Genomic DNA, 23,555 nt, shown 5'->3' on the forward strand with positions numbered 1-23,555 from the left:
CGTGCCCGTGCCGGCGCGAGCCGCGTCGAGACCGTGCCCGGAAGTCAGTTCGGCGTCACCGCGAAGTGGTCCAGGATCGCCCGCGCCAGCTCCTCGTCGCCCTCGGTCTTGATCCGGTCGGCCACCTCGGCCGGTCGGACCCGACCGCAGGCCAGCCGGACGTACGTCTCCCAGTCCGTCGCCAGCGTCACGGCCGGCCCGAGCGAGGGCGCGCCGTCGACGGTGCCGTTGCCCTGGGCGTCGATCCGGACCGTCCGCAGGAACTCCACCGGCCCGGTCACGTCGAAGACCACCGCCGAACTCGCCGGCGCGCCCGCCTCCTTCGCCACCACGTGCGGCAGCGCCTCCAGGAGCACGTCACGCGTCACGTACGCGCCGGGCGAGTCCAGGTTGCCGGGGACGCCGAGGGTGGTGCGCAGGTCCTGCTCGTGCACCCAGCAGTCGAAGGCGCGCATGCGATAGGCCAGTTCCAGGGTCTGCTCGGCGCCGAGCGGGGCGCGGATCAGGGTGTCGGGCTTCCGGTTCTCGTTGCGCAGCTGGCGGGCCCGGCGGATCAGCACGTACTCCAGCTCGGCCGTCATCTCGGGCGCGGTGTGGTGCCGCCGCACGTCGACCTGCATCTCCATGTAGCGGGCGAAGTCCGTCCGCACGTGGTAGAGGTCACGGGGCAGGCTGTGGATCGGCCGCGGGTCGCCGAGCATCTCGGTCTCCATGCCGATGACATGGGAGACGATGTCGCGGACCGACCAGCCCGGGCACGGTGTGGCGCGGTTCCACTCGCCCTCGACGAGCGGCTGCACCAGCTCGGCTATCGCTTCCACGGAGTGGGTCCAGGCGTCGGCGTAGTTCTGGAGGCTGGGATGGACGGTCACGGGACCCCTCGGCGGCGCTGGTGAGACTGGCGGGCTTGGCTGGTCGGGCGGGTGGCTGAAAGCGGCTGTCGGGCCGAAAACATGACGGCGTGGGAGGTTCGGTCGCTAAGTTACGCTGCCCGAAGGCACCCCGGCAGTGCTTTCGTGTGACGATCGTAGGCCGGTGTTGACGGCTCGAATACCAGGACGGTGGTAGTGTGCGCGCCTCGCTGATCCAGATCGCGGTAGACCCGGACGAACCGGTCGCAACGAGACGGGCGCGCGTGGCCCGCCTGGTACGGGAGGAGCGGGGCGCCGCCGACCTCGTCGTGCTGCCCGAGCTGTGGCCCACGGGAGCCTTCGCCTACGAGGCGTTCGCCGCCGAGGCCGAGCCGCTCAAGGGACCCACCTACGAGGCGATGGCCGCCGCCGCGCGCGACGCCGAGGTCTGGCTGCACGCCGGCTCGGTCGTCGAGGCCGCCGCCGGCGCCCTCTACAACACCTCGCTGGTCTTCTCGCCCGACGGCGAGCTCGCCGCGAGCTATCGCAAGATCCACCGCTTCGGCTTCGACAAGGGCGAGGCCGTGCTCATGGCGGCCGGCGAGGACCCGGTCACCGTCGACCTGCCGCAGCTCACCGTCGGCGTCGCCACCTGCTACGACCTGCGCTTCCCGGAGCTCTTCCGGGGCCTGCTCGACGCCGGCGCCCAGGCGTTCGTGGTCCCGGCCGGCTGGCCCGCCCGCCGCCGCGCGCACTGGACGCTGCTCGCCCGGGCCCGCGCCGTCGAGAACCAGGCGTACGTCCTGGCCTGCGGCACCGCCGGCACCCACGCGGGCGTCGAGCAGGCCGGCCACTCGATCGTCGTGGACCCGTGGGGCGAGGTCCTGGCGGAGGCCGGACCCGGCGAGGAGACCCTGCGGGTCGTCCTCGACCCGGCGAAGGTGACCGACACCCGCGAACAGTTCCCGGCCCTCAAGGACCGGGTCCTCGGCCGCGGCGACGCCCGCTAGGACCCGTCCCGCCCGAGCCGGTCCGTCAGGACCGGTCCCGAGCCCTCCCGCCAGGACCGGTCCCGAGCCGGCCCGCCGGGACTCGTCTAAGCGTTCGCGTCCGCCCAGAGCTCGACCGCCCGGCGCACCCCGGACCGCACGGCCCCGACCCGCGTCAGGGCCGAGCGGTCCACGCCCGCGAAGATCAGCGCGAGCGCCATGTCACCGCCCTCCGCGCGCCCCGTGACGTGCACGGACAGGTGCCGGCCCGCGCCGCGCCCGGACTCGCGCACGCGCACCGTGACACCCGGGTCCTCGTCGTCGGCGGCGCGGGTCAGGACGTAGCCGCGCCCGTCGACGGCGGCGAGCCGGTAACGGTCGCCCGCGTGGCCGAGCATCACGGCGCGCTGTTCCAGCGTGGCGCCCCAGCGGTTCCGCGTCATGCGCACGAGCCGGTCGCCGACCCGCAGCGTCGCCCGGTTCAGGGTCGGCAGCCGCAGGTTCTCGGCGTGGATCCCGCGCGACTCGAACGTGGCCGTCGGTATCAGCCCGCCGCGCGCCTCGGACACCACCGCCTGGTGGGCCGTACGGGTCAGCGGGCAGGTCAGCGTGATCTCGCCGAACTCCGGCGACACGCCCCGCCAGCCGGAGCGGACGGCGGGCCGCCTGCCCTCCTTCCAGGCGTGCAGGACGAACGGCGTGACGGTGGTGTGCAACGGCGGCTCCCTCAGACGGTGATGGCGTTCAACGAGGCCGGCCGCGCCGCGCGGTCGCCGGACGGCGCGTACTCCGCCCACGCCGCCGCCAGTCTCCGTACCGCCTCCACGAGCGTGTCGTGCGGCAGCAGGAAGTGCAGGCGCAGCCTGCGGGCGCTGCCGCCCAGCGCGTCCATCGTGGAGCCGGGCAGCACGGCGACCCCGTGGCGCAGCGCGACCTGCGCGAAGGCGACGCCGTCACCGTACGGCAGGCGGACCCACAGCGTCTGGCCGCCCGCGGCCGGCGGGCAGTCCCAGGACGGCAGCCGGCGGGCCAGTTCGGCCCGCAGCAGGTCGTGCCCGGCCCGCAGCTCGGCCACCCGCTCCCGTACGAGCGGGTCGAAGGCGTCGAGCAGCCGGGCCGCCACCAGCTGCCCCGGCACGTCACTGCCGAGGTCGTGCAGCGCCTTCAGCCGGGCCAGGCGCGCGATCAGCGGGGCCGGGCCGCGCACCCAGCCGATCCGCAGCCCGCCCCAGACCGCCTTGCTGAGCGAGCCCACGGCGACGACCTCCGTACCGTACGAGGACAGCGGCGGCGGTGTGCCCGAGCGGTCGGCGAAGCCGAGTTCGCCCAGCACCTCGTCGTCGACGAGCAGCGTCCCGTACGCCTCCGCCGCCGCCACCAGGCGCCGCCCGAGCAGCGGCGGCAGCACCGTTCCGGTCGGATTGTGGAAGCGCGGGATGACATAGGCCAGGACCGGGCGGTGACGTTCCATCACCCGGATCGCCTCCGGCACGTCGAGGCCGTCCGGACCCACCGCCACCGGATACGGCACGGCCGCCGCCTCCCGGAACAGGTCCAGCGCGCCCGCGTAGCTCGGCGCCTCCACGAGCACGCCGTCGCCCGGCGCCACCAGGAGCCGGGTGAGCAGCCCGATGCCCTGCTGGGCGCCGGTGGTGACCAGGATCTGCCCGGCCGAGGTCGGCACGCCGCGGGCCGCGTAGCGCCGCGCGACCGCCGCCCGCAGCGCGGGCAGCCCGGCCGGGTGGTAGCCGAGGTCGGTCTCCGGCAGGACGAGACCGGTGTACGCCCGGGCCAGCGCGGGCGGCGGGGAGGGCGGCGCGGCGCAGCTCAACAGGATGACGTCGTCGGCGGGTTCGAGCAGATGCAGGAACATCGGGTTCGACGTCTCCGTCACCCGGAGCCCCGACCCGGACCCCGACCCGGTCCCGGACCCGTTCCCGGATCCCGCACCTGGCCCTGCTCCCGGGCCGGCCCCGGGCGGCGGTGCGAGCGCGGCCGGCGCCACCCGCGTACCGCTGCCCTGCCGGCGCACCAGACGTCCCTCCTGCCGCAGCGTGTCGTAGGCCGCGACCACCGTCGTCCGCCCCACCGACAGCGCGCCGGCCAGCCGCCGGTCGGGCGGCAGCAGCGCGCCCGGCGGCAGCAGCCCGTCGTCGATCAACTGCCGTACGCGGGCGGCGAGCAGCAGATACAGCGGGCCGCGGCCGGCCGACCAGCGGCCGAGCCAGGCGACGAGTTCGTCCAGGGAAGGCGCCATTGGATCCATCGGCGGACCAATCTGCCGGGATTGGTCCTGTGGACACAAGTCCCGCGTCCACAGACTGGGCAGCATGAGCGCCGACTTCCTCTCCGCCACGTCCCGCCCCGAGACCCTCGCCGTCCACCCCCCGCAGCCGGAGATCCACGGCAGCCGACCGCTCGGCGTGCCGATCCACCAGGGCCACGTCTTCGCCTTCGACAGCGCCGACGCGCTCTCCGAGGCCTTCGGCTCGCCCGACGCCTTCCTCTACAGCCGCATGGGCAACCCCACCGTCCGCGCCCTGGAGACGGCCGTCGCCCGGCTGGAGGGCGGCGCCGACGCCCTCTCGTACGCCTCCGGCATGGGGGCCGTCAACGGCGTCCTGCTCGCCCTGCTCTCCACCGGCGGACACGTCGTCGCCCAGCGCTGCCTGTACGGCGGCACGTACGCCGTCCTCACCGACCTCGCCGCACGCTGGGGCGTCGAGGTCACCTACGTCTCCGGCACCGACGCCGACGAGGTGCGCGCCGCGCTGCGCCCCGAGACCCGGCTGCTCTACCTGGAGACCATCGCCAACCCGACCACCCGCGTCTCCGACCTGCCCGCCCTGATCGCCGCCGCCCGGGAGGCCGGCGTACCGGCCGTCGTCGACAACACCTTCGCCTCGCCGCTGCTGTGCCGGCCGATCGAGTACGGCGCGGACGTCGTCGTGCACTCGGCGACCAAGTACCTCGCGGGCCACGCCGACGTGCTCGGCGGCGTCGCCGTCTTCCGGGACACCGCGCTGCACCGCCAGGTCCGCCACTACGCGGTCGAACAGGGCGCGGTCACCGACCCGTTCGCCGCCTGGCTGACGCTGCGCGGCCTGCAGACCCTGCCGCTGCGCATCGAGCGGCAGAGCGCGAGCGCCGCCGACCTCGCCGCCCGGCTCGCCGCCCACTCGGCGGTCGCCGCCGTCCGGCACCCGGCGCTCGCGGACCACCCGGACCACGAGGTCGCGCGCCGGCTGCTGCCGCGCGGCGGCGGCGGAGTCGTCTCGCTCGACCTGGCGGGCGGGCGCGAGGCGGGCCGGGCCTTCGTGGAGGCGGTCCGCGTCGCCTCGCTCAGCGTCTCCCTCGGCGACGTGAAGACCCTGGTCATGCACCCGGCCTCGACCTCCCACCGCCAGCTGGACGAGCAGGCGCTCGCGGCGGCGGGCATCGCGGCGGGCACGGTCCGCCTCTCGGTCGGCATCGAGCACGTCGAGGACCTGTGGACGGACCTGGAGCAGGCCCTGGAGAAGGCCGCGGCGGCCTCCTGACCGTCCCTCCCGGTCCCTCCCGCGGGCCCGGAGGACCTTCGGGCACGGAGGTCCTTCGGGCCCGGTCCTTGGGTCAGTCCCCGTCCCGGTCCCGTTCCGCCATGCGGATCACGCACACCGCGACGGCGATGAGGAGGGCCGCGTCGGCGTCCTCGCGGACCACGTTCACGGCGTAGGTGTCGCGGACGTGGAACCACTGGCGCGAGATGTGGGCGAGGAGTTCGCCGTCGTACTCGACGGTGAACTCCCGGTCCAGGATCCGCCCGCTGACGTCGAGCTCGGTGCCGTCGACCAGGGTGACGCGGAAGTGGTTGCGCAGCAGCGAGAGCCGCTTGCGGCGGACGGTCGCGAGCGGCTCGTCGCCCCGCTCGATCGTCATCGTGTCGCGCAGGGCGAACATCTTCTGCCGCAGGGTGACGAGGACCTGTCCGGCGGGGTCCTTCAGCTCCAGGGTGTCGCGCAGCCGCATCGCCTTGCCGTCGACGAGGAAGGCGTGCCGGCCCCGCTCGTCCTCGATCCAGTAGTCGTCGCCGATCGCGAGGATCTTGTCCCGTACGAGGTATTTCATGGCGTCCATCCCTTCCCCGTCACAGGGAGAAGTAGCGCGTGAAAGGGTCCGGTTCGATGCCCAGCGACGTACCGAACGGCGCGTCGAGCTGGTGGATCAGCAGCACGGTGAAGGCGATGAAGCCGGACAGGCCCATCACCAGGATCACGTGCGTGCTGCTGCGGTTGAGGCCGAACAGGAACATGAAGGCCACGGTCAGCACGCCGCCGATGACGAGCCCGGTCCACAGCACCACGGACAGACGTTCCTCCGCCGCCGCCTCCCGGCCGCGGCGGGCGTCGTCCACGTAGCCCAGCTGGGCCAGCATCTCCTGGGCGGCGATCTGCTGCGCCGTCGAGCCCTTGCCGTCCAGCTCGCCGGCGACCCGCAGCCGGGCGAGCAGCGCCCAGCCCTCTTCGCCGAGCGGCTCCCGGTCGGCCATCCTGGGCCACTCGACCTCGACGACGTGGGCGGCGTACGCGCGGGCCGCGTCCCGCACGGGCCCGCGCTGCCCGGCGGGCAGGGCGTCGGCCAGGAGGTAGGTCTGGTGCAGGGCGCTGGCCTCGGCCTGGACGCGGTCGTCGGCGGTGGCCCGGTTGTCCCAGACCGAGACCAGGCACAGGCCGAGCACCAGGGCGTAGAAGACCGACACCATCATCGAGATGTACTCGGCGACGTCCTCGCGGGGCTCGTCGCCCTCGCGCAGCGGGAAGAGCTTGGTCTTGACGTGGACGGCGACCGCGGCGATCAGGGCGACGGAGAAGACGACGACGAGGGTTTCCAGCAGGGCCATGACGTGGTCTCAGCCGTCTCTCAGTGGTGCCGGGAGCCGAACACGGCGGCGGCCACGGCGGCGGGTACGAGGATCAGCAGCAGCGTCAGGACGACGCCGAGCCGGGGCAGTTCGTGGGCGCGGCGGCGGATCCGGGGCAGCAGGCCCTCGTCACCGGCGGCCGCGGCGGGCGGTCGGACGGCGGGCGGCGGCTGGACGGCGGGCTGCCGGCCGACGGGCACCTCACCGACGGCGGCGGGCGGCTGAGCCGCGCCGGGCGGCAGGGCGACCCCGGGTGGCGGGGCTCCTGGAGGGGCCGCGCCGGGCGGTGGGGCGGCGCCGGGCGGTGGGGCGGCGCCGGGCGGTGCGGCTCCCGGTGGTGCGGCGGCTCCGGGCGGCAGGGCCGCGGCGCCCACGGCGTCGAGAGCCGCCTGGGCCAGGGCCGCCGCCTCGGCCGCGGCGGCCGCCTGGGCTGCCTGCGCGGCCTGGGCCGCCGCCGCTGCCGCCGCACCCGCGCCGGTGGCCCCGCCCGTACCCGTGCCCGTACCTCCTGGTGGTACGGCTCCGAGGGCTCCCGGCGCTCCGGCGGCGCCCGGCGCACCCGGTCCCGGGCCCGGTCCCGCGCCCGGCCCCACCGTGGTCTGCGGCTGCGGCTGCGGCTGGACCGTCGGAACGGGCGAGGGCGGCGGAGGTACGGCCCTGGGCGCGTCCAGCCGGAAGACGGCGGACGCGCGGGCCGTCAGCTCCGGAGCCGCGAGCCGCTCGCCGTGCTCGCCCAGCGTCGTCACCCGGTCGCTGCCGACGGCGAGCCCCGCGCTCCGGTAGGTGCCGGGAGGCTTGCGTACGGTCGCCGTACAGACCGCGGACACGCCCGGCGCGAGCAGCGGAACGACGCACACGGAGCCCACCAGCGGGTCGGTGAGCCGGATCGCGTGGACCGGCCGGTTGCCGTGGTTGGTGACGGTGTAGCGCAGGTCCGCCCGGCCCGGTCGCACGGCCACCGCCTCCGTGAGGGCGAGGGCGCCGGCGACGCCCTCGTACCGCGACGACGCGGTCGCCGTGAGCCGGCGGCCGAGCGAGGGGATGTCGCCGCTCGCGCGGGCGGTCCCGGCGTGGGGCCCGGGCGAGGCCGGGAAGCGCGCGACGCACTCCGTCGAGCGCAGCGCCGCGAGCGGCCCGGCCGGACACCCGGCCTGCCCGCCGGGCACTCCGGGATCGGTGACCTGCACCTGGTGGAGGTCCGCCTCGCCCCGGTTGACCAGCCGATAGCGCTTGAGGACCGGTTGTCCGGCCCGCACCTCGACGCCGCGCCCGCCGGGCACACCGTCGACGGTGACGCTCATCTCCAGCGCCCCGTCCCCGGCCCCGCCGGCGAGCGCGGCCCGCGGCGGGACGAGGAGGAGCGCCGGCAGCAGCACCAACAGCGCCGGCAACCACGAGGACAGCAGCGACCGGGACAGCAGCGACCGGGACAGGAGGGACCGGGACAGGAGGGACCGGGACAGGAGGGACCGCGGCGAAAGGAACCGCGACGACCGCATGACGCCTCCTTCCGGCCCAGTAGTCGGATGATCGTTCCGCCCGCCATGCTCGCCACGCCCGCCGCCTCTCCTCCCGCCAAGACACGCGCCCATCCCGCCACCCGGACCCCTCTTTCACCCGTCCGGCGATCCGTGCGGCACCCTTGAGCCATGAACGACGACTCCGCGCGCGCTCGCGTCCGTGTCCGTGCCCCCGAGCTGATCGGCAAGGGCGGCTGGCTCAACACCGGCGGAGACGATCTGACCCTCACCGACCTGAGGGGCAAGATCGTTCTGCTCGACTTCTGGACCTTCTGCTGCATCAACTGCCTGCACGTCCTCGACGAGCTCCGGGAGCTGGAGGAGAAGCACCGCGACACGCTCGTGATCATCGGCGTGCACTCGCCGAAGTTCGTCCACGAGGCCGAGCACCAGGCGGTCGTCGACGCCGTCGAGCGCTACGAGGTGCACCACCCCGTGCTCGACGACCCGGAGCTCGCGACCTGGAAGCAGTACGCCGTACGGGCCTGGCCGACGCTCGTCGTCATCGACCCCGAGGGATACGTCGTCGCCCAGCACGCGGGCGAGGGCCACGCGGGCGCGCTGGCGACGCTCGTGGAGGAGCTGGAGGCCGAGCACGAGGCGAAGGGCACGCTGCGGCGCGGCGACGGACCGTACGTGCCGCCGGAGCCGGTCGCGACCGATCTGCGCTTCCCCGGCAAGGCCGTGCTGCTGCCGTCCGGGAACTTCCTGGTCTCCGACACCACCCGCCACCAGCTCGTCGAGCTGGAGCCGGACGGCGAGACCGTGGTGCGGCGGATCGGCGGCGAGGGCGAGTTCCGTGAGCCGCAGGGCCTCGCGCTGCTGCCGGACGGCAAGGTCGTCGTCGCCGACACCGTCAACCACGCGCTGAAGCTGCTCGACCTGTCCGACGGCTCGGTCGAGCGCGTCGCGGGCACCGGGCGCCAGTGGTGGCAGGGCTCGCCCACCTCCGGGCCGGCCCTCGAGGTCGACCTGTCCTCGCCGTGGGACGTGGCCTGGTGGCAGGACAAGGTGTGGATCGCGATGGCCGGCGTCCACCAGATCTGGGCGTACGACCCGGCCACCGGGACGGTGGAGGTCGCGGCCGGCACCACCAACGAGGGCCTCGTCGACGGTCCGGCCGCCGAGGCCTGGTTCGCGCAGCCCTCCGGGCTCGCCGCCACCGGGGACCGGCTGTGGATCGCCGACTCGGAGACGAGCGCGCTGCGGTACATCGACACCGAGGGCGTGGTCCACACGGCCGTCGGCACCGGGCTCTTCGACTTCGGCCACCGCGACGGCGCCGCCGGCCAGGCGCTCTTCCAGCACCCGCTGGGCGTCACGGCCCTGCCCGACGGCTCGGTCGCCGTCAGCGACACCTACAACCACGCGCTGCGCCGCTTCGACCCGGCGAGCGGCGAGGTCACCACGCTCGCCACCGATCTGCGCGAGCCCAGCGACGCGGTCGTCGTCGGCGAGGACGTCGTGGTCGTCGAGTCGGCCCGGCACCGGCTCACCCGGCTGCGGCTGCCCGAGGAGGCCGTGCAGGTCGAGGCGGTCGCGCACCGCACGCAGCGCGAGGCCACCGAGGTCGCCCCGGGCCGGCTCCGCCTCGACGTGGTCTTCCAGGCGCCGAAGGGCCAGAAGCTGGACGAGCGTTACGGCCCCTCGACCCGGCTCCTGGTCTCCTCGACGCCGCCGGAGCTGCTGCTGGCCGGCGAGGGCACGGGCACGGACCTCTTCCGCGACCTGGAGCTGAACCCGGACCTCACCGAGGGCGTCCTGCACGTGTCGGCGATGGCCGCCTCCTGCGACGACGACCCGGCCAACGAGTACCCGGCCTGCCACGTCCACCAGCAGGACTGGGGCGTCCCGGTCCGCCTCACGGAGGGCGGCGCGGCCCGGCTGCCGCTGATCCTGGCGGGCATGGACGGCTGACGTCCTTCCCTTGGAGGGCCGGGGCCTTGCCGGGCCTCTGCCCCCGGGCCCGAAGGGCCCCGGCCCGGGCCAGCCGGCCCCGGCCCCCGGCCCTCCGCCCCCGCCCCCCTCTCAGTCCCGCGGCCGTGACCGGTGCTCCTGCCAGGCGGCGAGGGCTTCGGTCCGGCTGCTCGCCGGGTGGGTGGTGTGCCAGTCCCGCAGGAAGCGGTTCAGTTCGAACTGCGGGCCTATCTCCTGCGGCCGGGCCGCCTCGCCGCGGGTCTCCCGCCAGTGGCGGGCGGCGTCGGCGAGCGTCCGGCCGGCGTTCTCGGCGATGTACGTCCGCATGAACGCGTCGAAGTGGAACGAGGGCCCGAGCTCCTCCCGGAACCAGCCGCGCAGCACCTGGCTGCACCGCTGGCCCTCCGGTATCACCGTGTCGCCGTCGACGGGCGCGGTCAGCTGTCCGGCGCCGCCCGGACGCCTCCGGACGGGGGCCGGCGGCAGCGGGCGGCCGTCGAGCGCCGCGGCGAGCCGCTCCGTGAGGGCCGCCTTGCCGCCGCCCGCGGGCAGGCCCATGGCGCGGGCCAGCCCGGTCAGCTCCGCCAGCGTCCAGTACCAGCGCAGCAGTTCGGCGCCCGGCAGGTCCGCCGTGAGCGCGGGCCGTCCGGCCGGGGCGGGCACGGCGGGCACGGGCACGGCGGGCACGGGCTCAGCCCTCCAGGAAGGCGACGAGCGCGTTCGCGAGGTGGTGCGGGTCGTCGGAGCCGCACAGTTCGCGGGCGCTGTGCATGCTCAGGCAGGCGACGCCGATGTCGACCGTCGTGATGCCGTGGCGGGCGGCGGTGATCGGGCCGATCGTGGTGCCGCACGGCATGTCGTTGTTGGAGACGAACGACTGCCACGGCACGCCGGCCTTCTCGCAGGCGGCCGCGAACACGGCCCGGCCGCTGCCGTCGGTGGCGTAGCGCTGGTTGACGTTGACCTTGAGGATGGGGCCGCCGTTGGGGCGCGGGTGGTGCGTCGGGTCGTGCCGCTCGCTGTAGTTGGGGTGGACGGCGTGGCCGACGTCGGAGGAGAGGCAGACCGAGCCGGCCAGGGCCCGGGCCTTGTCCTCGTAGCCGCCGCCCCGCGCGTACACCGAGCGCTCCAGGACGTTGCCGAGCAGCGGGCCCTGGGCGCCGGTGTCGGCCTCGGAGCCGTTCTCCTCGTGGTCGAAGGCGGCGAGCACCGGGATGTACGGGAGGTCGGCGCCGCCCGCGACGGCGGCGGTCAGCGCGGCGACGCAGGCGTGCACCGACAGGAGGTTGTCCATCCGCGGGCCGGCCAGCAGTTCGCGGTCGCGGCCCAGGTAGGCGGGCGGTTCGACGGAGTGGACCATGAGGTCCCAGCCGGCCACGTCCTCGGCGTCGAGGCCCGCCTCGCCCGCGACGAAGTCGACGAGGTCGCCCTCGTGGACGTCGCCGAGGCCCCAGATCGGCTGCATGTGGCGCTGGCGCTCCAGCTTCATGCCCTCGTTGACCTGCCGGTCGAGGTGGATGGCGAGCTGGGGCACGCGCAGCAGCGGCCGGTCGGCGTTGACCAGGTGCTGGGAGCCGTCCCGCAGGGTCAGCCGGCCGGCCAGGCCGAGGTCGCGGTCGAGCCAGCTGTTGAGCAGCGGTCCGCCGTAGATCTCGACGGCGACCTGGCGCCAGCCCTCGCGCCCGAAGTCCGGCTGCGGCTTGACCCGCAGGTTCGGGGAGTCGGTGTGGGCGCCGACGATCCGGAACGGGGTGTGCGGGGCGGCGCCCTCCGGCACGTACCAGGCGATGATCGCGCCGCCGCGGACGACGTACTTCCCGCCGGCCGTCCCCTCCCAGGCGTCGGTCTCCTCGACCCTGCGGAAGCCGGCCTTCTCCAGCCGCTCGGCGGTGTTCGCCACGACGTGGTACGGCGTGGGCGAGGCCGCGAGGAAGGTCATGAGGTCATCGGTGTGGCCGCGGTCGAAGCGGGCGTTCCGGGCGGTCGCCGGGCTTGAGGGTGCGCTACTCATGCCGTTCACCTTACGCAGGTCTCGGAATGCGGACACGGGGGTGCCGGACGCCCTGTGGACAACCCGCGGGACGCCGGAAAAGGCGGAACACCGGAAAGGCGGGACGCCGGAAAAGGCGGAACGGCCCGCTCCCCTCCCCGGGAGCGAGCCGTTCCTCTAGCGGACGAAGTCGCGTACCTGTGCGGTACTCAGAACGCGGCCTCGTCCAGGTCCATCAGTCCGCCGTCCACGTTCTCGGCGAGCGCGCGCTCGGTGGAGACGCCGGGCAGGACGGTGGCGGCGAAGAACTTCGCGGCCGCGATCTTGCCCTGGTAGAAGGCGGCGTCCTTGCCGGAGGCGCCGGCGGCCAGCTTCTCGGCGGCGACGGCCGCGCCCTTGAGGAGCAGGTAGCCGACGACGACGTCACCGGAGGCCATGAGCAGGCGGGTGGTGTTGAGGCCCACCTTGTAGATGTTCTTGACGTCCTCGCCGGTGGCGGTGAGGTCGGTCAGCATGGCGCCGACGATGCCCTCCAGGTCGACGGCCGCCTTGGCGAGCGCGTCGCGGGCGTCGGCCAGCTCCTCGCCGCCGGTGCCGACCGCGAGGAACTTCTTGATCTCCTCGGCGAGCGCGTTCAGGGACGCGCCCTGGTCGCGGACGATCTTGCGGAAGAAGAAGTCCTGGCCCTGGATGGCCGTGGTGCCCTCGTAGAGGGTGTCGATCTTGGAGTCCCGGATGTACTGCTCGATCGGGTACTCCTGCAGGAAGCCGGAGCCGCCGAAGGTCTGCAGCGACTGGGCGAGCTGCTCGTAGCCCTTCTCGGAGCCGTAGCCCTTGACGATCGGCAGCAGCAGGTCGTTCAGGCCGTGCAGGGCCTTGGCGTCCTCGCCCGCCGCCTCCTTGAGCTGGATCGCGTCCTGCACGGAGGCCGTGTAGAGGACGAGGGAGCGCATGCCCTCGGCGTACGCCTTCTGCGTCATCAGCGAGCGGCGGACGTCGGGGTGGTGGGTGATGGTGACCTTGGGCGCGTTCTTGTCCATGAAGTTCGCCAGGTCGGTGCCCTGGACGCGCTCCTTGGCGTACTCCAGGGCGTTGAGGTAGCCCGTGGAGAGGGTGGAGATCGCCTTCGTGCCGACCATCATGCGGGCGAACTCGATGATGAGGAACATCTGGCGGATGCCGTCGTGCTTGTCGCCGATCAGCCAGCCCTTGGCGGGGTGCTTGTCGCCGAAGGTCATCTCGCACGTGTTGGAGGCCTTCAGGCCCATCTTGTGCTCGACGTTGGTGGCGTAGACGCCGTTGCGGGCGCCGAGCTCGCCGGTCTCCCAGTCGAACTCGTACTTCGGGACGAGGAAGAGGGACAGGCCCTTGGTGCCGGGGCCGGCGCCCTCGGGACGCGCGAGGACGTAGTGGAGGATGTTCTCCTCCATGTCGTGCTCACCGGACGTGATGAAGCGCTTCACGCCCGTGATGTGCCAGGAGCCGTCCTCCTGCTGGACCGCCTTGGTGCGGCCGGCGCCGACGTCCGAGCCCGCGTCGGGCTCGGTGAGCACCATGGTGGAGCCCCAGCGCTTCTCGACGGCGATCTTCGCGACCTTCTTCTGCGCCTCGTTGCCCTCGGTGAAGAGGATGCCGGCGAAGGCCGGGCCGGAGGAGTACATCCAGATGGCCGGGTTCGAGCCGAGCAGCAGCTCCGCGTAGGCCCAGATGAGCGAGCGCGGGGAGACGGTGCCGCCGATCTCCTCGGGGATGCCCAGGCGCCAGTACTCGGACTCCATGAAGGCGTTGTACGAGTTCTTGAAGGAGGCCGGGACCGGGGCCGTGTTGGTCTCCGGGTCGAAGACCGGCGGGTTGCGGTCGGCGTCGGCGAAGGACTCCGCGAGCTCGTTCTCGGCGAGGCGGCGGATCTCGTCGAGGATGCTCTTCGCGGTCTCGACGTCCATCTCCTCGAACGGACCGGTGCCGTACACCTTGTCGCGGCCGAGCACCTCGAAGAGGTTGAACTCGATGTCGCGGAGATTCGACTTGTAGTGCCCCATGGCGACGGCTCCGTAAGGCTCGGGGAGGTCAGTTTCCTGTACACGTACCAGCGAGTAGCAACACGCTCTCTCCGATGATGCTACCCGTCGGTAATAAGAGCAACCCCTCTCGGGACATCTGTGACGCAGTAGGCTCAGGGCCCATGTACGGCTACGAGCAGAATCCGGGTGCCCAGCAGCAGTACGCGCCGCCCCAGCAGGGGCATTACGCCGCCCCGCAGTCCGGCATGCCGGCCGGCGCGTACGGGCAGCAGCAGGCGCCGCTGTATCCGGAGCCGTCGCCGCCGTCGCTCGCGGACGCGGTGCGGGCGTTCACCACGGGCACCCTCGCCGCCGAGGACTTCCAGCAGATCTTCGCGACCTCGAAGGTCTACTGCCCGCGCGGCGACAACCCCGGCTTCCTGGCCCTGCACAACACCCAGCAGCCGGTGATCCCCATGTTCACCTCGCTGAAGGAGCTGCGGCGCTACGCGGGCAAGGAGTCCAAGTACTTCGTGATCACCGGCGCCGAGGTGATCGACCTGCTGCCGACGGGCTACGGCTTCGTGCTCGACATGGAGGGCGACCACCGGATGGTCTTCGACGCCAAGGCCGTGGAGCAGATGGTCGACTTCGCGATGCGCCGGATGTACGGCTGAGTCACGCTCGTACGAGCCCACGCTCGTCGAGGCTCGTCGAGTAACGCTCGTACGCACACTCGCACGCACGCTCGTACGCGAGGAGAGCGCCCGGGAGGAATTCCTCCCGGGCGTTCCGCGTTCCGGGTGGCAGGAAGTTCATTGTTCAACTAAAGTGGACGTACAAGGTCGCACAAGGAGGCCCGTCATGCCCGCCGTGACTGTCGAGAACCCGCTCACCCTGCCCCGCGTCGCCGCGCCCGCCGAGGCCGCCGCCCGCCCCGTGCTCGCCGTGACCACGGCCCCCTCGGGCTTCGAGGGCGAGGGCTTCCCGGTGCGCCGTGCGTTCGCCGGCATCAACTACCAGTACCTCGACCCGTTCATCATGATGGACCAGATGGGCGAGGTGGAGTACGCGCCCGGCGAGCCCAAGGGCACGCCCTGGCACCCCCACCGCGGCTTCGAGACCGTCACCTACATCATCGACGGCATCTTCGACCACCAGGACTCCAACGGCGGTGGCGGCACCATCACCAACGGCGACACCCAGTGGATGACCGCCGGCTCCGGCCTGCTGCACATCGAGGCCCCGCCGGAGCACCTCGTCGTCAGCGGCGGCCTCTTCCACGGCCTCCAGCTGTGGGTGAACCTGCCCGCCAGCGACAAGATGATGGCGCCCCGCTACCAGGACATCCGCGGCGGCCAGGTCCAGCTGCTCACCTCGCCCGACGGCGGCGCCCTGCTGCGCGTCATCGCCGGCGAGCTGGACGGCCACCAGGGCCCCGGCATCACCCACACGCCCATCACGATGATCCACGCCACCCTGCGTCCCGGCGCCGAGATCAGCCTGCCGTGGCGCGAGGACTTCAACGGCCTCGCCTACGTCCTGGCCGGCCGCGGCACCGCCGGCGCCGAGCGGCGCCCCGTCCACACCGGCCAGACGGCCGTCTTCGGCAAGGGCGGCGCGCTGACCGTGCGCGCCGACGAGAAGCAGGACGGCAACACCCCGGACCTGGAGGTCGTCCTCCTCGGCGGCCGCCCGATCCGCGAGCCGATGGCGCACTACGGCCCCTTCGTCATGAACACCCAGGCCGAACTCCGCCAGGCCTTCGAGGACTTCCAGGCGGGCCGGCTCGGCACCGTCCCGGCCGTCCACGGCATGGGCGAGGCCGGGCCGGAGAGCGAGTAACGGCCCGGGCGGGACGGTTACGGGGAGGCAGGGGTACGGGGACGAGGCCGCCGGGCCCGTTCCCGTAACCGCGTCCTGGCTGACGCGGCGTCACCCGTACGGCGTCCAGCGCGCGACGGCGCGCCGCACCCCGTGATCCGGTGGAAAGGTGCCCGAACGACCGCTGCTGCCCGAGGGAGCCCGCCGTACCGCCGCCTGGTGCGCCGTCGCGCTGCTCGTCGCCGGCGTCGCGGCCGTCCTCGTCTACCTGTGCGGCGTCTTCAAGACCGCCGTCACACCCGTCCTGCTCGCCCTCCTCGGCACCGCGCTCCTCGGCCCCCTCCACCGCCGCCTGCTCCGCATGCGGGTGCGCAGGTCGCTCGCGGCCGCGCTGACCGTCCTCGCCGTCCTCGTGGTCGTCGGCGGCGCCACGTACATCGTCGTCGCCGCGCTCGTCGACACCGGCGACCAGATCGTCGCCTCGCTGCGACAGGCGGCCAAGGACATCGCCCGGCACTTCGGCGCGGCCGGCACCTCCCTCGACGACCTCGCCAAGAACGGCCGACAGCTCCTGGAGAAGTTCGGCGGGACCGCCGCCTCCGGCGTGATCTCCGGCCTCAGCGTCGTCGGCGAGATGATCGCCACCGCCGTCCTCGCGCTGTTCCTCATCTTCTTCTTCCTGCGCGACTCCGACCGCGCCGTCGGCGCGCTCCGCTCGGTGGTGCCCCGCTCCACCGGCGACACCGCGGAGGCGATCGGCCGGCGTGCCTTCGAGGCCGTCGAGGGCTTCATGCGCGGCACGACCTTCATCGCCCTCATCGACGCCGTCTGCATCACCGTCGGACTGCTGATCCTGCGCGTGCCGGGCGCCGTCGGACTCGGCGCCCTGGTCTTCGTCACCGCCTACATCCCGTACCTCGGCGCCTTCCTCTCCGGCGCCGTCGCCGTGCTCGTCGCCCTCGCCGACCGCGGCTTCGTGATCGCGCTGTGGGCGCTCGGAGTCGTCCTCGCCGTCCAGGTCCTCGAAGGGCACGTGCTCCAGCCGATGATCCAGAGCCGGACCGTGCAGATGCACCCGGCCGTCGTCATGCTCGCCATCACCGCCGGCGCGTCCGTCGCCGGCATCCTGGGCATGCTCCTCTCCGTCCCGCTCACGGCCGCGGCCTTCGGCGTGATCGGAGTGCTGCGCGAGCGGTACGGAGGCGACGCGGCGGGCCCGTAAGAGCCGAGCCCCCAAGGCAAGGAGCGGCGCCGGGCCGGTCAGGTGGCCGCCGCCGGTGTGCTGCCCGGCTCGAAGGACCTCAGCATCTCCTCGAGCGCCGCCTGGTCCGGGCCGACGAACGGGTCCGCGTCCGGCGCCATCATGATCGTGTCGAGCAGGCCCTCGGTCATCCGCACCGCCGGCGGCAGATGCGTGCACAGCACGATCTCCGGGTTCATCTCCCGCACCGGCTCGATCCACGCCCGGTACTTCGCCCGGTCGACCATGTGCACCCACGGGCTGTCGAGGGTCGCCCACAGCAGCTGCGCGGCCCGCAGCTCGTCCGGCCTGAGGTCGTTCGCGTGCCCGCTCTCGGCGAGTTCGGCCGTCGGCATGGGCCCGCCGAAGCAGTCCGAGCTGAAGCAGATCCGGGTCTTGTCGTCGTAGAAGCCGACCGTGGCCGGGTTGTCGAACAGCGGCGGCCGGAAGGCGTGCAGCACGCGGTCGCCGACGTCCAGGCCCTGGCCCGGGTTGAGGAAGTAGACCCGGTCCATCGGCAGCGGGCGCTCGGTCGTCATGATCCCGGCGCCGAGGAACGTGGTCACCACCCGCGCCCGCGGCGCCGCGACCAGCAGGTCGAAGATCCCGCCGGTGTGGTCCCGGTCGGGATGCGTGAGCCAGATCCAGCGCACGTCGGCCGGGTCGGTCACCGAGCCGAGCGTCTCCACGAAGTCGCGGTCGGAGACCGACAGACCGGTGTCGACGACGACCGGCTCGCGGGCGGTGAGGACGTACGCGTTGACGGGGATGTGGCCGATGCCCGGGATCGGCAGGCTGTCGGCGAGGACGGTGGTGTCGCTGCCGACCTTGTGGGTGTCCATGGCGCGCTCCGGAGTCCTTGTTCGTCCTTGTCCCGTCCCCCGCCGTCCGCGCCCCGGCGCCCGCCCGGCGGCCGTACGACACCAGTCTCTGCCCGGGGCGGGAGCGGCGCGCGCCGAAGCCGGGCGGGCCGGGGCGTGGAGGGTCGGGAGGTGGGGTCCGGCGCTCCGGGAGCGGCGCTCCGGGCCTCAGGGCGCGGCTGCCGGGGCCCGGCCGTCGGGGCCCGGCGGCCGGGCCGGTCAGGAACAGGTGCCGCCGGCCGGCGGGCTCTCGTGCAGCTCGAACCAGATCGCCTTGCCCTCGCCCCGCGGGTCCACGCCCCACGCGTGCGCCAGCATCTCCATCAGCAGCAGCCCGCGCCCGCTGGACGCCATCTCGCCCGGGTGCCGTTTGTGCGGCAGCTCGTCACTGGCGTCGGCGACCTCGACGCGCAGCCGGCGCGCGTTCTCCAGGCACATCACCTCGGCCACCAACAGGGCGTCGCCGTCCGTGTGCACCAGGACGTTGGTGACCATCTCGGAGACCATCAGGACCGCCGAGTCGACCTGGTCCTCGTCCTTCCAGTCGTGCAGCAGCTGGCGCACCTGCTCGCGGGCGGCGGCGATGCGTTCGGGCTCGGCCTGGGCGACCGTCATCATCGTGCGGCGCGGCGCCTCCCGTACGGCCGTGCCCTGCCGGGAGAGCAGCAGCACCGCGATGTCGTCCTCGCGGCGGTCGGCGAGCGGGCCGGTGGTGTGGTGCGAGCCGGGCCCGTGGACGGCCTCGACGAGACGGTCGGCGAGCGCCTCCAGGTCGCCGCCGTCGTCGGCCTCGAGCAGCGCGCGCACCCGTTCCCAGCCGCTGTCGAGGTCGTGCCCGCCGGTCTCCAGGAGGCCGTCGGTGCAGATCATCAGGGTGTCGCCGGGTTCGAGGGTGAGGCGGGTGGTCGGGTAGTCGGTGTCCGGGTCGATGCCGAGGGGCAGGCCGCCGGCCGTCGGCCTCAGCAGGACCGTTCCGTCGGTCATCCGTACCGCCGGATCGGGATGCCCGGCCCGCGCGATGTCGACCGTGCCGGACTCCAGGTCGACCTCCAGGTACAGGCAGGTCGCGAACCGGGGCCCGCCGTCGATCCCGTTCCGGCTCCGGCTCCCGTTCCCGTCGCCGCCGGCTCCTTGGCCCCTCCCGCCGCGCCCGCCGTGTCCGCCGCGCCCGCCGTTCCCGTCCGCCATCAGGACGCTCCCCCGGAGCGGACCGTCGCCGTCGCCGTCGCCGCCGTACGCGTCCTCCGCACCGTCGTTGATCCCGTACAGGAAGCGGGAGGCCCGCGAGAGCACCGCGTCCGGCCGGTGGCCCTCGGAGGCGTACGCCCGCAGCGCGATCCGCAGCTGCCCCATCAGCCCGGCCGCCCGCACGTCGTGCCCCTGCACGTCGCCGATGACCAGCGCGATCCGGCCCGCGCCGGCACCGCCCGGCAGCCGGATCACGTCGTACCAGTCGCCGCCGACCTGCAGACCGCCGCCCGTCGGCACGTACCGAGCGGCCACCTGGATGCCCGGGATCCCGGGCCCGAGCACCGGCATCATCGTGCGCTGGAGCCCGAGCGACAGCTCCCGCTCCGACTCCGCCACGCCCGCCCGCGCCAGCGCCTGCGCCAGCATCCGGGCGACCGTCGTCAGGACGCTGCGCTCGTCCGGAGTGAAGGCCACCGGATGCTTGAACGCCGCCATCCACGCGCCCATCGTCCGCCCGGCGACGACGAGCGGCACGAACGCCCACGAGCGGCGCCCGAAGCGCTGGGCCAGCGGCCACGTCATCGGGTAGCGGCGCCCGTACTCCTCCGGCGTCGGCAGATAGATCGCCCGCCCCGTCCGCACCACCTCGGCCGCCGGATAGTCGGTGTCCAGCGTCATCGAGGTGAAGGGCCCCTCCTCGCCGTCGCCGTGCCCGTGATGGCCGATGACGGTGAGCCGCTCGCCCGACATCCCGAAGACCGCGAGCCCGTCCGGCGAGAAGCCCGGCATCGACAGCGACGCCGCCACCCGCAGCACCTCGGCCGTCGACCGCGCCTCCGCCAGCGCCCGGCCCGCGTCCAGCAGGAACGCCTCGCGCGAGCGGCGCCAGTCGCCGGTGACCGGGGTGCGGGCGGCGGTGCCGGGCTGCGGCTCGGCGACCTCCTGGAGGGTGCCGACCAGCTGGTAGTCGTTTCCCTCGATCAGCGGCTTCGACCTGCTCCGTACGGTACGCAGCACCCGGCCCTGCCCGTCCATGATCCGCAGCCGGGCCTCGGCCAGGGTCCCTTCGGCGACGGCGAGGTTCACGACGCCGTCGATCTCGTTCCAGTCGACGGGGTGGAAGCGGGAGCGCACCGCCGCCTCGCTGAGCTGCACGGGCTCGGCGGGCAGCCCGAGGAGCCGGGCCGCCTCGGCGTCGAGGGTGACGATCCCGGAGGCGTTGTCCCAGCGCCACAGGCCGGTCGCGATCGCGGCCAGGACGTCCTCGGTGCGCATTGCCCTACTTTATGAATATCGGACAGCGGGTCGCCACCGAGAGTATTCGAATCGCGATCTTGGGTGTCCCGGTACCCTGGGACGGCTGGACGTGTGTGTGTCCGGCGCCCACCAAGGATCCCGAAGAACTGGATGAACGACGATGCATCGGTACAGGTCCCACACCTGCGGCGAGCTCCGCGCCTCTGACGTCGGCACCGACGTCCGGCTGAGCGGCTGGCTGCACAATCGGCGCGACCTGGGCGGCATCCTCTTCATCGATCTGCGCGACCACTACGGCATCACCCAGCTCGTCGCCCGCCCCGGCACCGCCGCGGCCGAGGTCCTCGACAAGCTGACCAAGGAGACCGTCGTCCGCGTCGACGGCAAGGTCGTCTCCCGCGGCGCCGAGAACGTCAACCCCGACCTCGCCACCGGCGAGATCGAGATCGAGGCCGCCGAGGTCGAGGTGCTCGGCGCGGCCCAGCAGATCCCCTTCACCATCAACACCGACGACGGCGTCAACGAGGAGCGGCGGCTCGAGTACCGCTTCCTCGACCTGCGCCGCGAGCGCATGCACCGCAACATCATGCTGCGCTCCGCCGTCATCGCCGCCATCCGCTCCAAGATGGTGGCCCTCGGCTTCAACGAGATGGCGACCCCGATCCTCACCGCGACCTCGCCCGAGGGCGCCCGTGACTTCGTCGTCCCGTCCCGTCTGAACCCGGGCAAGTTCTACGCGCTGCCGCAGGCCCCGCAGCAGTTCAAGCAGCTGCTGATGATCTCCGGCTTCGACCGCTACTTCCAGATCGCGCCCTGCTTCCGCGACGAGGACGCCCGCGCCGACCGCTCGCCGGGCGAGTTCTACCAGCTCGACGTCGAGATGAGCTTCGTCGAGCAGGAGGACGTCTTCCAGCCGATCGAGAAGCTGATGACCGAGCTCTTCGAGGAGTTCGGCGGCGGCCGCCCCGTCAGCTCGCCGTTCCCGCGGATCCCGTTCCGCGAGTCGATGCTGAAGTACGGCAACGACAAGCCGGACCTGCGCACCTCGCTCGAGCTGGTCGACATCTCCGACGTCTTCGAGAACTCCGAGTTCAAGGCCTTCGCGGGCAAGCACGTGCGCGCGCTCGCCGTCCCGGACACCGGCGACCAGCCGCGCAAGTTCTTCGACGGCCTCGGCGACTACGCCGTCTCGCTCGGCGCGAAGGGCCTGGCCTGGGTCCGCGTCGGCGAGGAGAACGCGCTGACCGGCCCGATCGCCAAGTTCCTCACCGAGGAGAACGTCAAGGTCCTCACCGAGCGCCTGGGCCTCAAGCCCGGCCACGCGGTGTTCTTCGGCGCCGGCGAGTTCGACGAGGTCTCCAAGATCATGGGCCCCGTCCGCGTCGAGGCCGCCAAGCGCGCGGGCCAGTTCGAGGAGAACGTCTTCCGCTTCGCGTGGATCGTCGACTTCCCGATGTACGAGAAGGACGAGGAGACCGGCAAGATCGACTTCTCGCACAACCCCTTCTCCATGCCGCAGGGCGGCCTCGAGGCCCTGGAGACCCAGGACCCGCTGGACGTCCTCGGCTGGCAGTACGACATCGTCTGCAACGGCATCGAGCTGTCCTCCGGCGCCATCCGGAACCACGAGCCCGCCATCATGTTCAAGGCCTTCGAGATCGCCGGCTACAGCCGCGAGACCGTCGAGACCGAGTTCGCCGGCATGCTCCGCGCCTTCCAGTTCGGCGCCCCGCCGCACGGCGGCATCGCCCCGGGCGTCGACCGCATCGTGATGCTCCTCGCGGACGAGCCCAACATCCGCGAGACCATCGCCTTCCCGCTCAACGGCAACGCCCAGGACCTGATGATGGGCGCCCCGACCGAGCTGGACGAGGCGCGCCTGCGCGAGCTGAACATCCAGCTCCGCAAGCCGGTCGCCTCCACCAAGCCCACCGAGGACCGCCCGGTCTCCGAGTCGGTCCACCCCGACGCGGCCCGCTGACCCACCCCGAAGGGCCCGGAACCGTCCCGCACGGCTCCGGGCCCTTCGGCGTATCCCCTCGGTGACTCACCGACGGGGCAGGTGCCCTCGAGCCTTCAGCTGCTCGAGCGCGGCGGTGACCACGGCGACGTCCTCCCGGGACTTCGCGGCGAGGCTCTCGGCGTCGTAGGGCGTCCCGGCGGGCGACGACAGGATGTACAGGGCGATCCCGAGCGCGACCCCGGACAACGTCGGATCGGCCAGAAGCCGGTTGGGCACCAGGGTGAAGCCGCCGGTGAGGTCGCCGATCTTGTCGCTCAGGACGTAGCCGACGTCGAGGTCGTCGTCGTGGTGGGTGGCGTAGGTGTCGTGCTCGGGCACGGGAAGGTCCTTCTTCCGGTGGTCTGCGGTCGCGACGAGCGTAGAGACGACCACCTGCCCGGGTCCCATGCATCCGGCATATTCACCCACCCGGGTGAGGGCCCGACCCAGCGCCCCGGCAGCCCCCGCAGCGCCGGAAGGCAGGCCCCGTTCGGCGAACACCGCTCAGGAGGCAGGGGAGTACGCCGTGACGAGATCGAGCCCGTCGTACTCGGCGAAATCCATGAAATGAGGAGTGGGGCCGCCTTCTTCCGCTTCTGCGCCGCAGAAGTAACGGGAGCCCGGGGCGCCCGAATAGAGGAGGTCGAGGTCGGGGATGGCCTCCCGTGCTTTGCACACAACTCCCGGTTCCCTGGCGGAATACATCAGGAAAACGTATTCATGGCGACCGGCCGGTGTCTCGCGGAACCGCTCCCAGAACTCGTTGTCCGTCTCGTTCTCCGGAAGATCTATGTGAATATGAGGAACGTGCGACCATCTGACGCGACTTGGTGCCCACGGAAACTCGCCCAGAAGACGATCGAACTCCCGAGAGGATTCGGCGTCGAGAACCCAGTGTTCATGATCCGCGAGCCATTCGGCGACGTGCGATGCTCTGATGTGCATGTGAGTCGGTCAACCCCTTACGTGTGCGGGTAGTGCTCAAGAACAGCCAGGTAGTCGCCCTCGGCGCCG

The 23,555-nt window shown here is 72.9% G+C and carries 20 protein-coding genes; 7 read left to right on the forward strand and 13 right to left on the reverse strand.

Going from position 1 to position 23,555, the window contains the following annotated elements; translation table 11 throughout:
- Positions 1–44 precede the first annotated feature (44 nt).
- A complete protein-coding gene (locus ACIGO8_RS14665) occupies positions 45–872 on the reverse strand; it encodes a maleylpyruvate isomerase family mycothiol-dependent enzyme (protein WP_399729234.1) in 828 nt (275 codons plus the stop codon).
- Positions 873–1,069: 197 nt separating this feature from the next.
- Here ACIGO8_RS14665 and ACIGO8_RS14670 point away from each other — a divergent pair, with 197 nt between their 5' ends.
- Positions 1,070–1,861: a carbon-nitrogen family hydrolase gene (locus ACIGO8_RS14670; RefSeq protein ID WP_399729237.1), complete on the forward strand. Its 792-nt coding sequence runs from the start codon at positions 1,070–1,072 to the stop codon at positions 1,859–1,861.
- Positions 1,862–1,947: 86 nt separating this feature from the next.
- Here the strand turns inward: ACIGO8_RS14670 and ACIGO8_RS14675 are convergent, their stop codons facing one another.
- Positions 1,948–2,556: a hypothetical protein gene (locus tag ACIGO8_RS14675; protein ID WP_399729240.1), complete on the reverse strand. Its 609-nt coding sequence runs from the start codon at positions 2,554–2,556 to the stop codon at positions 1,948–1,950.
- A gap of 11 nt (positions 2,557–2,567) precedes the next feature.
- The gene (locus ACIGO8_RS14680; RefSeq protein ID WP_399729242.1) at positions 2,568–4,097 is read right to left on the reverse strand and encodes a PLP-dependent aminotransferase family protein; all 1,530 of its coding nucleotides are present in this window, start codon (positions 4,095–4,097) and stop codon (positions 2,568–2,570) included.
- A gap of 73 nt (positions 4,098–4,170) precedes the next feature.
- Between ACIGO8_RS14680 and ACIGO8_RS14685 the strand changes: the two genes are divergently transcribed.
- The gene (locus ACIGO8_RS14685) at positions 4,171–5,379 is read left to right on the forward strand and encodes a trans-sulfuration enzyme family protein (protein WP_399729245.1); all 1,209 of its coding nucleotides are present in this window, start codon (positions 4,171–4,173) and stop codon (positions 5,377–5,379) included.
- A 73-nt stretch (positions 5,380–5,452) separates the two neighbouring features.
- Here ACIGO8_RS14685 and ACIGO8_RS14690 read toward each other — a convergent pair whose 3' ends face one another.
- From ACIGO8_RS14690 to ACIGO8_RS14700, 3 genes are read right to left on the reverse strand one after another with little or no spacing between them, the layout of a single operon-like run.
- On the reverse strand, positions 5,453–5,947 hold the full coding sequence (locus ACIGO8_RS14690) for an LURP-one-related/scramblase family protein (protein WP_399729248.1): 495 nt from the start codon (positions 5,945–5,947) through the stop codon (positions 5,453–5,455).
- 19 nt (positions 5,948–5,966) lie between these two features.
- Entirely contained in the window at positions 5,967–6,719 is a 753-nt protein-coding gene (locus ACIGO8_RS14695) for a hypothetical protein (protein WP_399729251.1), read from the reverse strand.
- Between the two features lie 20 nt (positions 6,720–6,739).
- The gene (locus ACIGO8_RS14700; RefSeq protein WP_399729254.1) at positions 6,740–8,239 is read right to left on the reverse strand and encodes a hypothetical protein; all 1,500 of its coding nucleotides are present in this window, start codon (positions 8,237–8,239) and stop codon (positions 6,740–6,742) included.
- Between the two features lie 150 nt (positions 8,240–8,389).
- Between ACIGO8_RS14700 and ACIGO8_RS14705 the strand changes: the two genes are divergently transcribed.
- The gene (locus ACIGO8_RS14705; RefSeq protein WP_399729257.1) at positions 8,390–10,177 is read left to right on the forward strand and encodes an NHL domain-containing thioredoxin family protein; all 1,788 of its coding nucleotides are present in this window, start codon (positions 8,390–8,392) and stop codon (positions 10,175–10,177) included.
- A 111-nt stretch (positions 10,178–10,288) separates the two neighbouring features.
- Here the strand turns inward: ACIGO8_RS14705 and ACIGO8_RS14710 are convergent, their stop codons facing one another.
- From ACIGO8_RS14710 to ACIGO8_RS14720, 3 genes are all read right to left on the reverse strand, one after another.
- Entirely contained in the window at positions 10,289–10,864 is a 576-nt protein-coding gene (locus ACIGO8_RS14710) for a DUF6434 domain-containing protein (RefSeq protein ID WP_399729260.1), read from the reverse strand.
- Positions 10,865–10,868: 4 nt separating this feature from the next.
- Complete coding sequence (locus ACIGO8_RS14715) at positions 10,869–12,188, reverse strand: M18 family aminopeptidase (RefSeq protein WP_399729263.1); 1,320 nt, start codon at positions 12,186–12,188, stop codon at positions 10,869–10,871.
- A gap of 188 nt (positions 12,189–12,376) precedes the next feature.
- A complete protein-coding gene (locus tag ACIGO8_RS14720; RefSeq protein ID WP_399729266.1) occupies positions 12,377–14,206 on the reverse strand; it encodes an acyl-CoA dehydrogenase in 1,830 nt (609 codons plus the stop codon).
- Positions 14,207–14,349: 143 nt separating this feature from the next.
- On the opposite strand from ACIGO8_RS14720, the gene ACIGO8_RS14725 reads away from it, so the two are divergent.
- From ACIGO8_RS14725 to ACIGO8_RS14735, 3 genes are all read left to right on the forward strand, one after another.
- The gene (locus ACIGO8_RS14725; protein ID WP_399729269.1) at positions 14,350–14,844 is read left to right on the forward strand and encodes an SseB family protein; all 495 of its coding nucleotides are present in this window, start codon (positions 14,350–14,352) and stop codon (positions 14,842–14,844) included.
- A 187-nt stretch (positions 14,845–15,031) separates the two neighbouring features.
- Positions 15,032–16,012 carry a pirin family protein gene (locus ACIGO8_RS14730; RefSeq protein ID WP_399729271.1) on the forward strand — a complete coding sequence of 327 codons (981 nt, stop codon included), beginning with the start codon at positions 15,032–15,034 and terminating at the stop codon, positions 16,010–16,012.
- A gap of 148 nt (positions 16,013–16,160) precedes the next feature.
- Entirely contained in the window at positions 16,161–17,213 is a 1,053-nt protein-coding gene (locus ACIGO8_RS14735) for an AI-2E family transporter (protein WP_399729274.1), read from the forward strand.
- A gap of 38 nt (positions 17,214–17,251) precedes the next feature.
- Here ACIGO8_RS14735 and ACIGO8_RS14740 read toward each other — a convergent pair whose 3' ends face one another.
- On the reverse strand, positions 17,252–18,073 hold the full coding sequence (locus ACIGO8_RS14740) for an MBL fold metallo-hydrolase (protein WP_399729277.1): 822 nt from the start codon (positions 18,071–18,073) through the stop codon (positions 17,252–17,254).
- 237 nt (positions 18,074–18,310) lie between these two features.
- Positions 18,311–20,557 (reverse strand): SpoIIE family protein phosphatase, encoded by a 2,247-nt coding sequence (locus ACIGO8_RS14745; RefSeq protein WP_399729279.1) that lies wholly within the window; start codon positions 20,555–20,557, stop codon positions 18,311–18,313.
- 142 nt (positions 20,558–20,699) lie between these two features.
- On the opposite strand from ACIGO8_RS14745, the gene aspS reads away from it, so the two are divergent.
- On the forward strand, positions 20,700–22,520 hold the full coding sequence (gene aspS, locus ACIGO8_RS14750; protein ID WP_399729282.1) for an aspartate--tRNA ligase: 1,821 nt from the start codon (positions 20,700–20,702) through the stop codon (positions 22,518–22,520).
- A gap of 66 nt (positions 22,521–22,586) precedes the next feature.
- Here aspS and ACIGO8_RS14755 read toward each other — a convergent pair whose 3' ends face one another.
- Together ACIGO8_RS14755 and ACIGO8_RS14760 are read right to left on the reverse strand one after the other, a co-directional pair.
- A complete protein-coding gene (locus tag ACIGO8_RS14755) occupies positions 22,587–22,949 on the reverse strand; it encodes a hypothetical protein (RefSeq protein ID WP_399729285.1) in 363 nt (120 codons plus the stop codon).
- A 96-nt stretch (positions 22,950–23,045) separates the two neighbouring features.
- Positions 23,046–23,486, reverse strand: a complete 441-nt coding sequence (locus tag ACIGO8_RS14760) for a hypothetical protein (RefSeq protein WP_399729287.1) — start codon at positions 23,484–23,486, stop codon at positions 23,046–23,048.
- Positions 23,487–23,555: the final 69 nt, after the last annotated feature.

Source organism: Streptomyces sp. NPDC053493 (genome assembly GCF_044544825.1).
GTDB lineage: Bacteria > Actinomycetota > Actinomycetes > Streptomycetales > Streptomycetaceae > Streptomyces.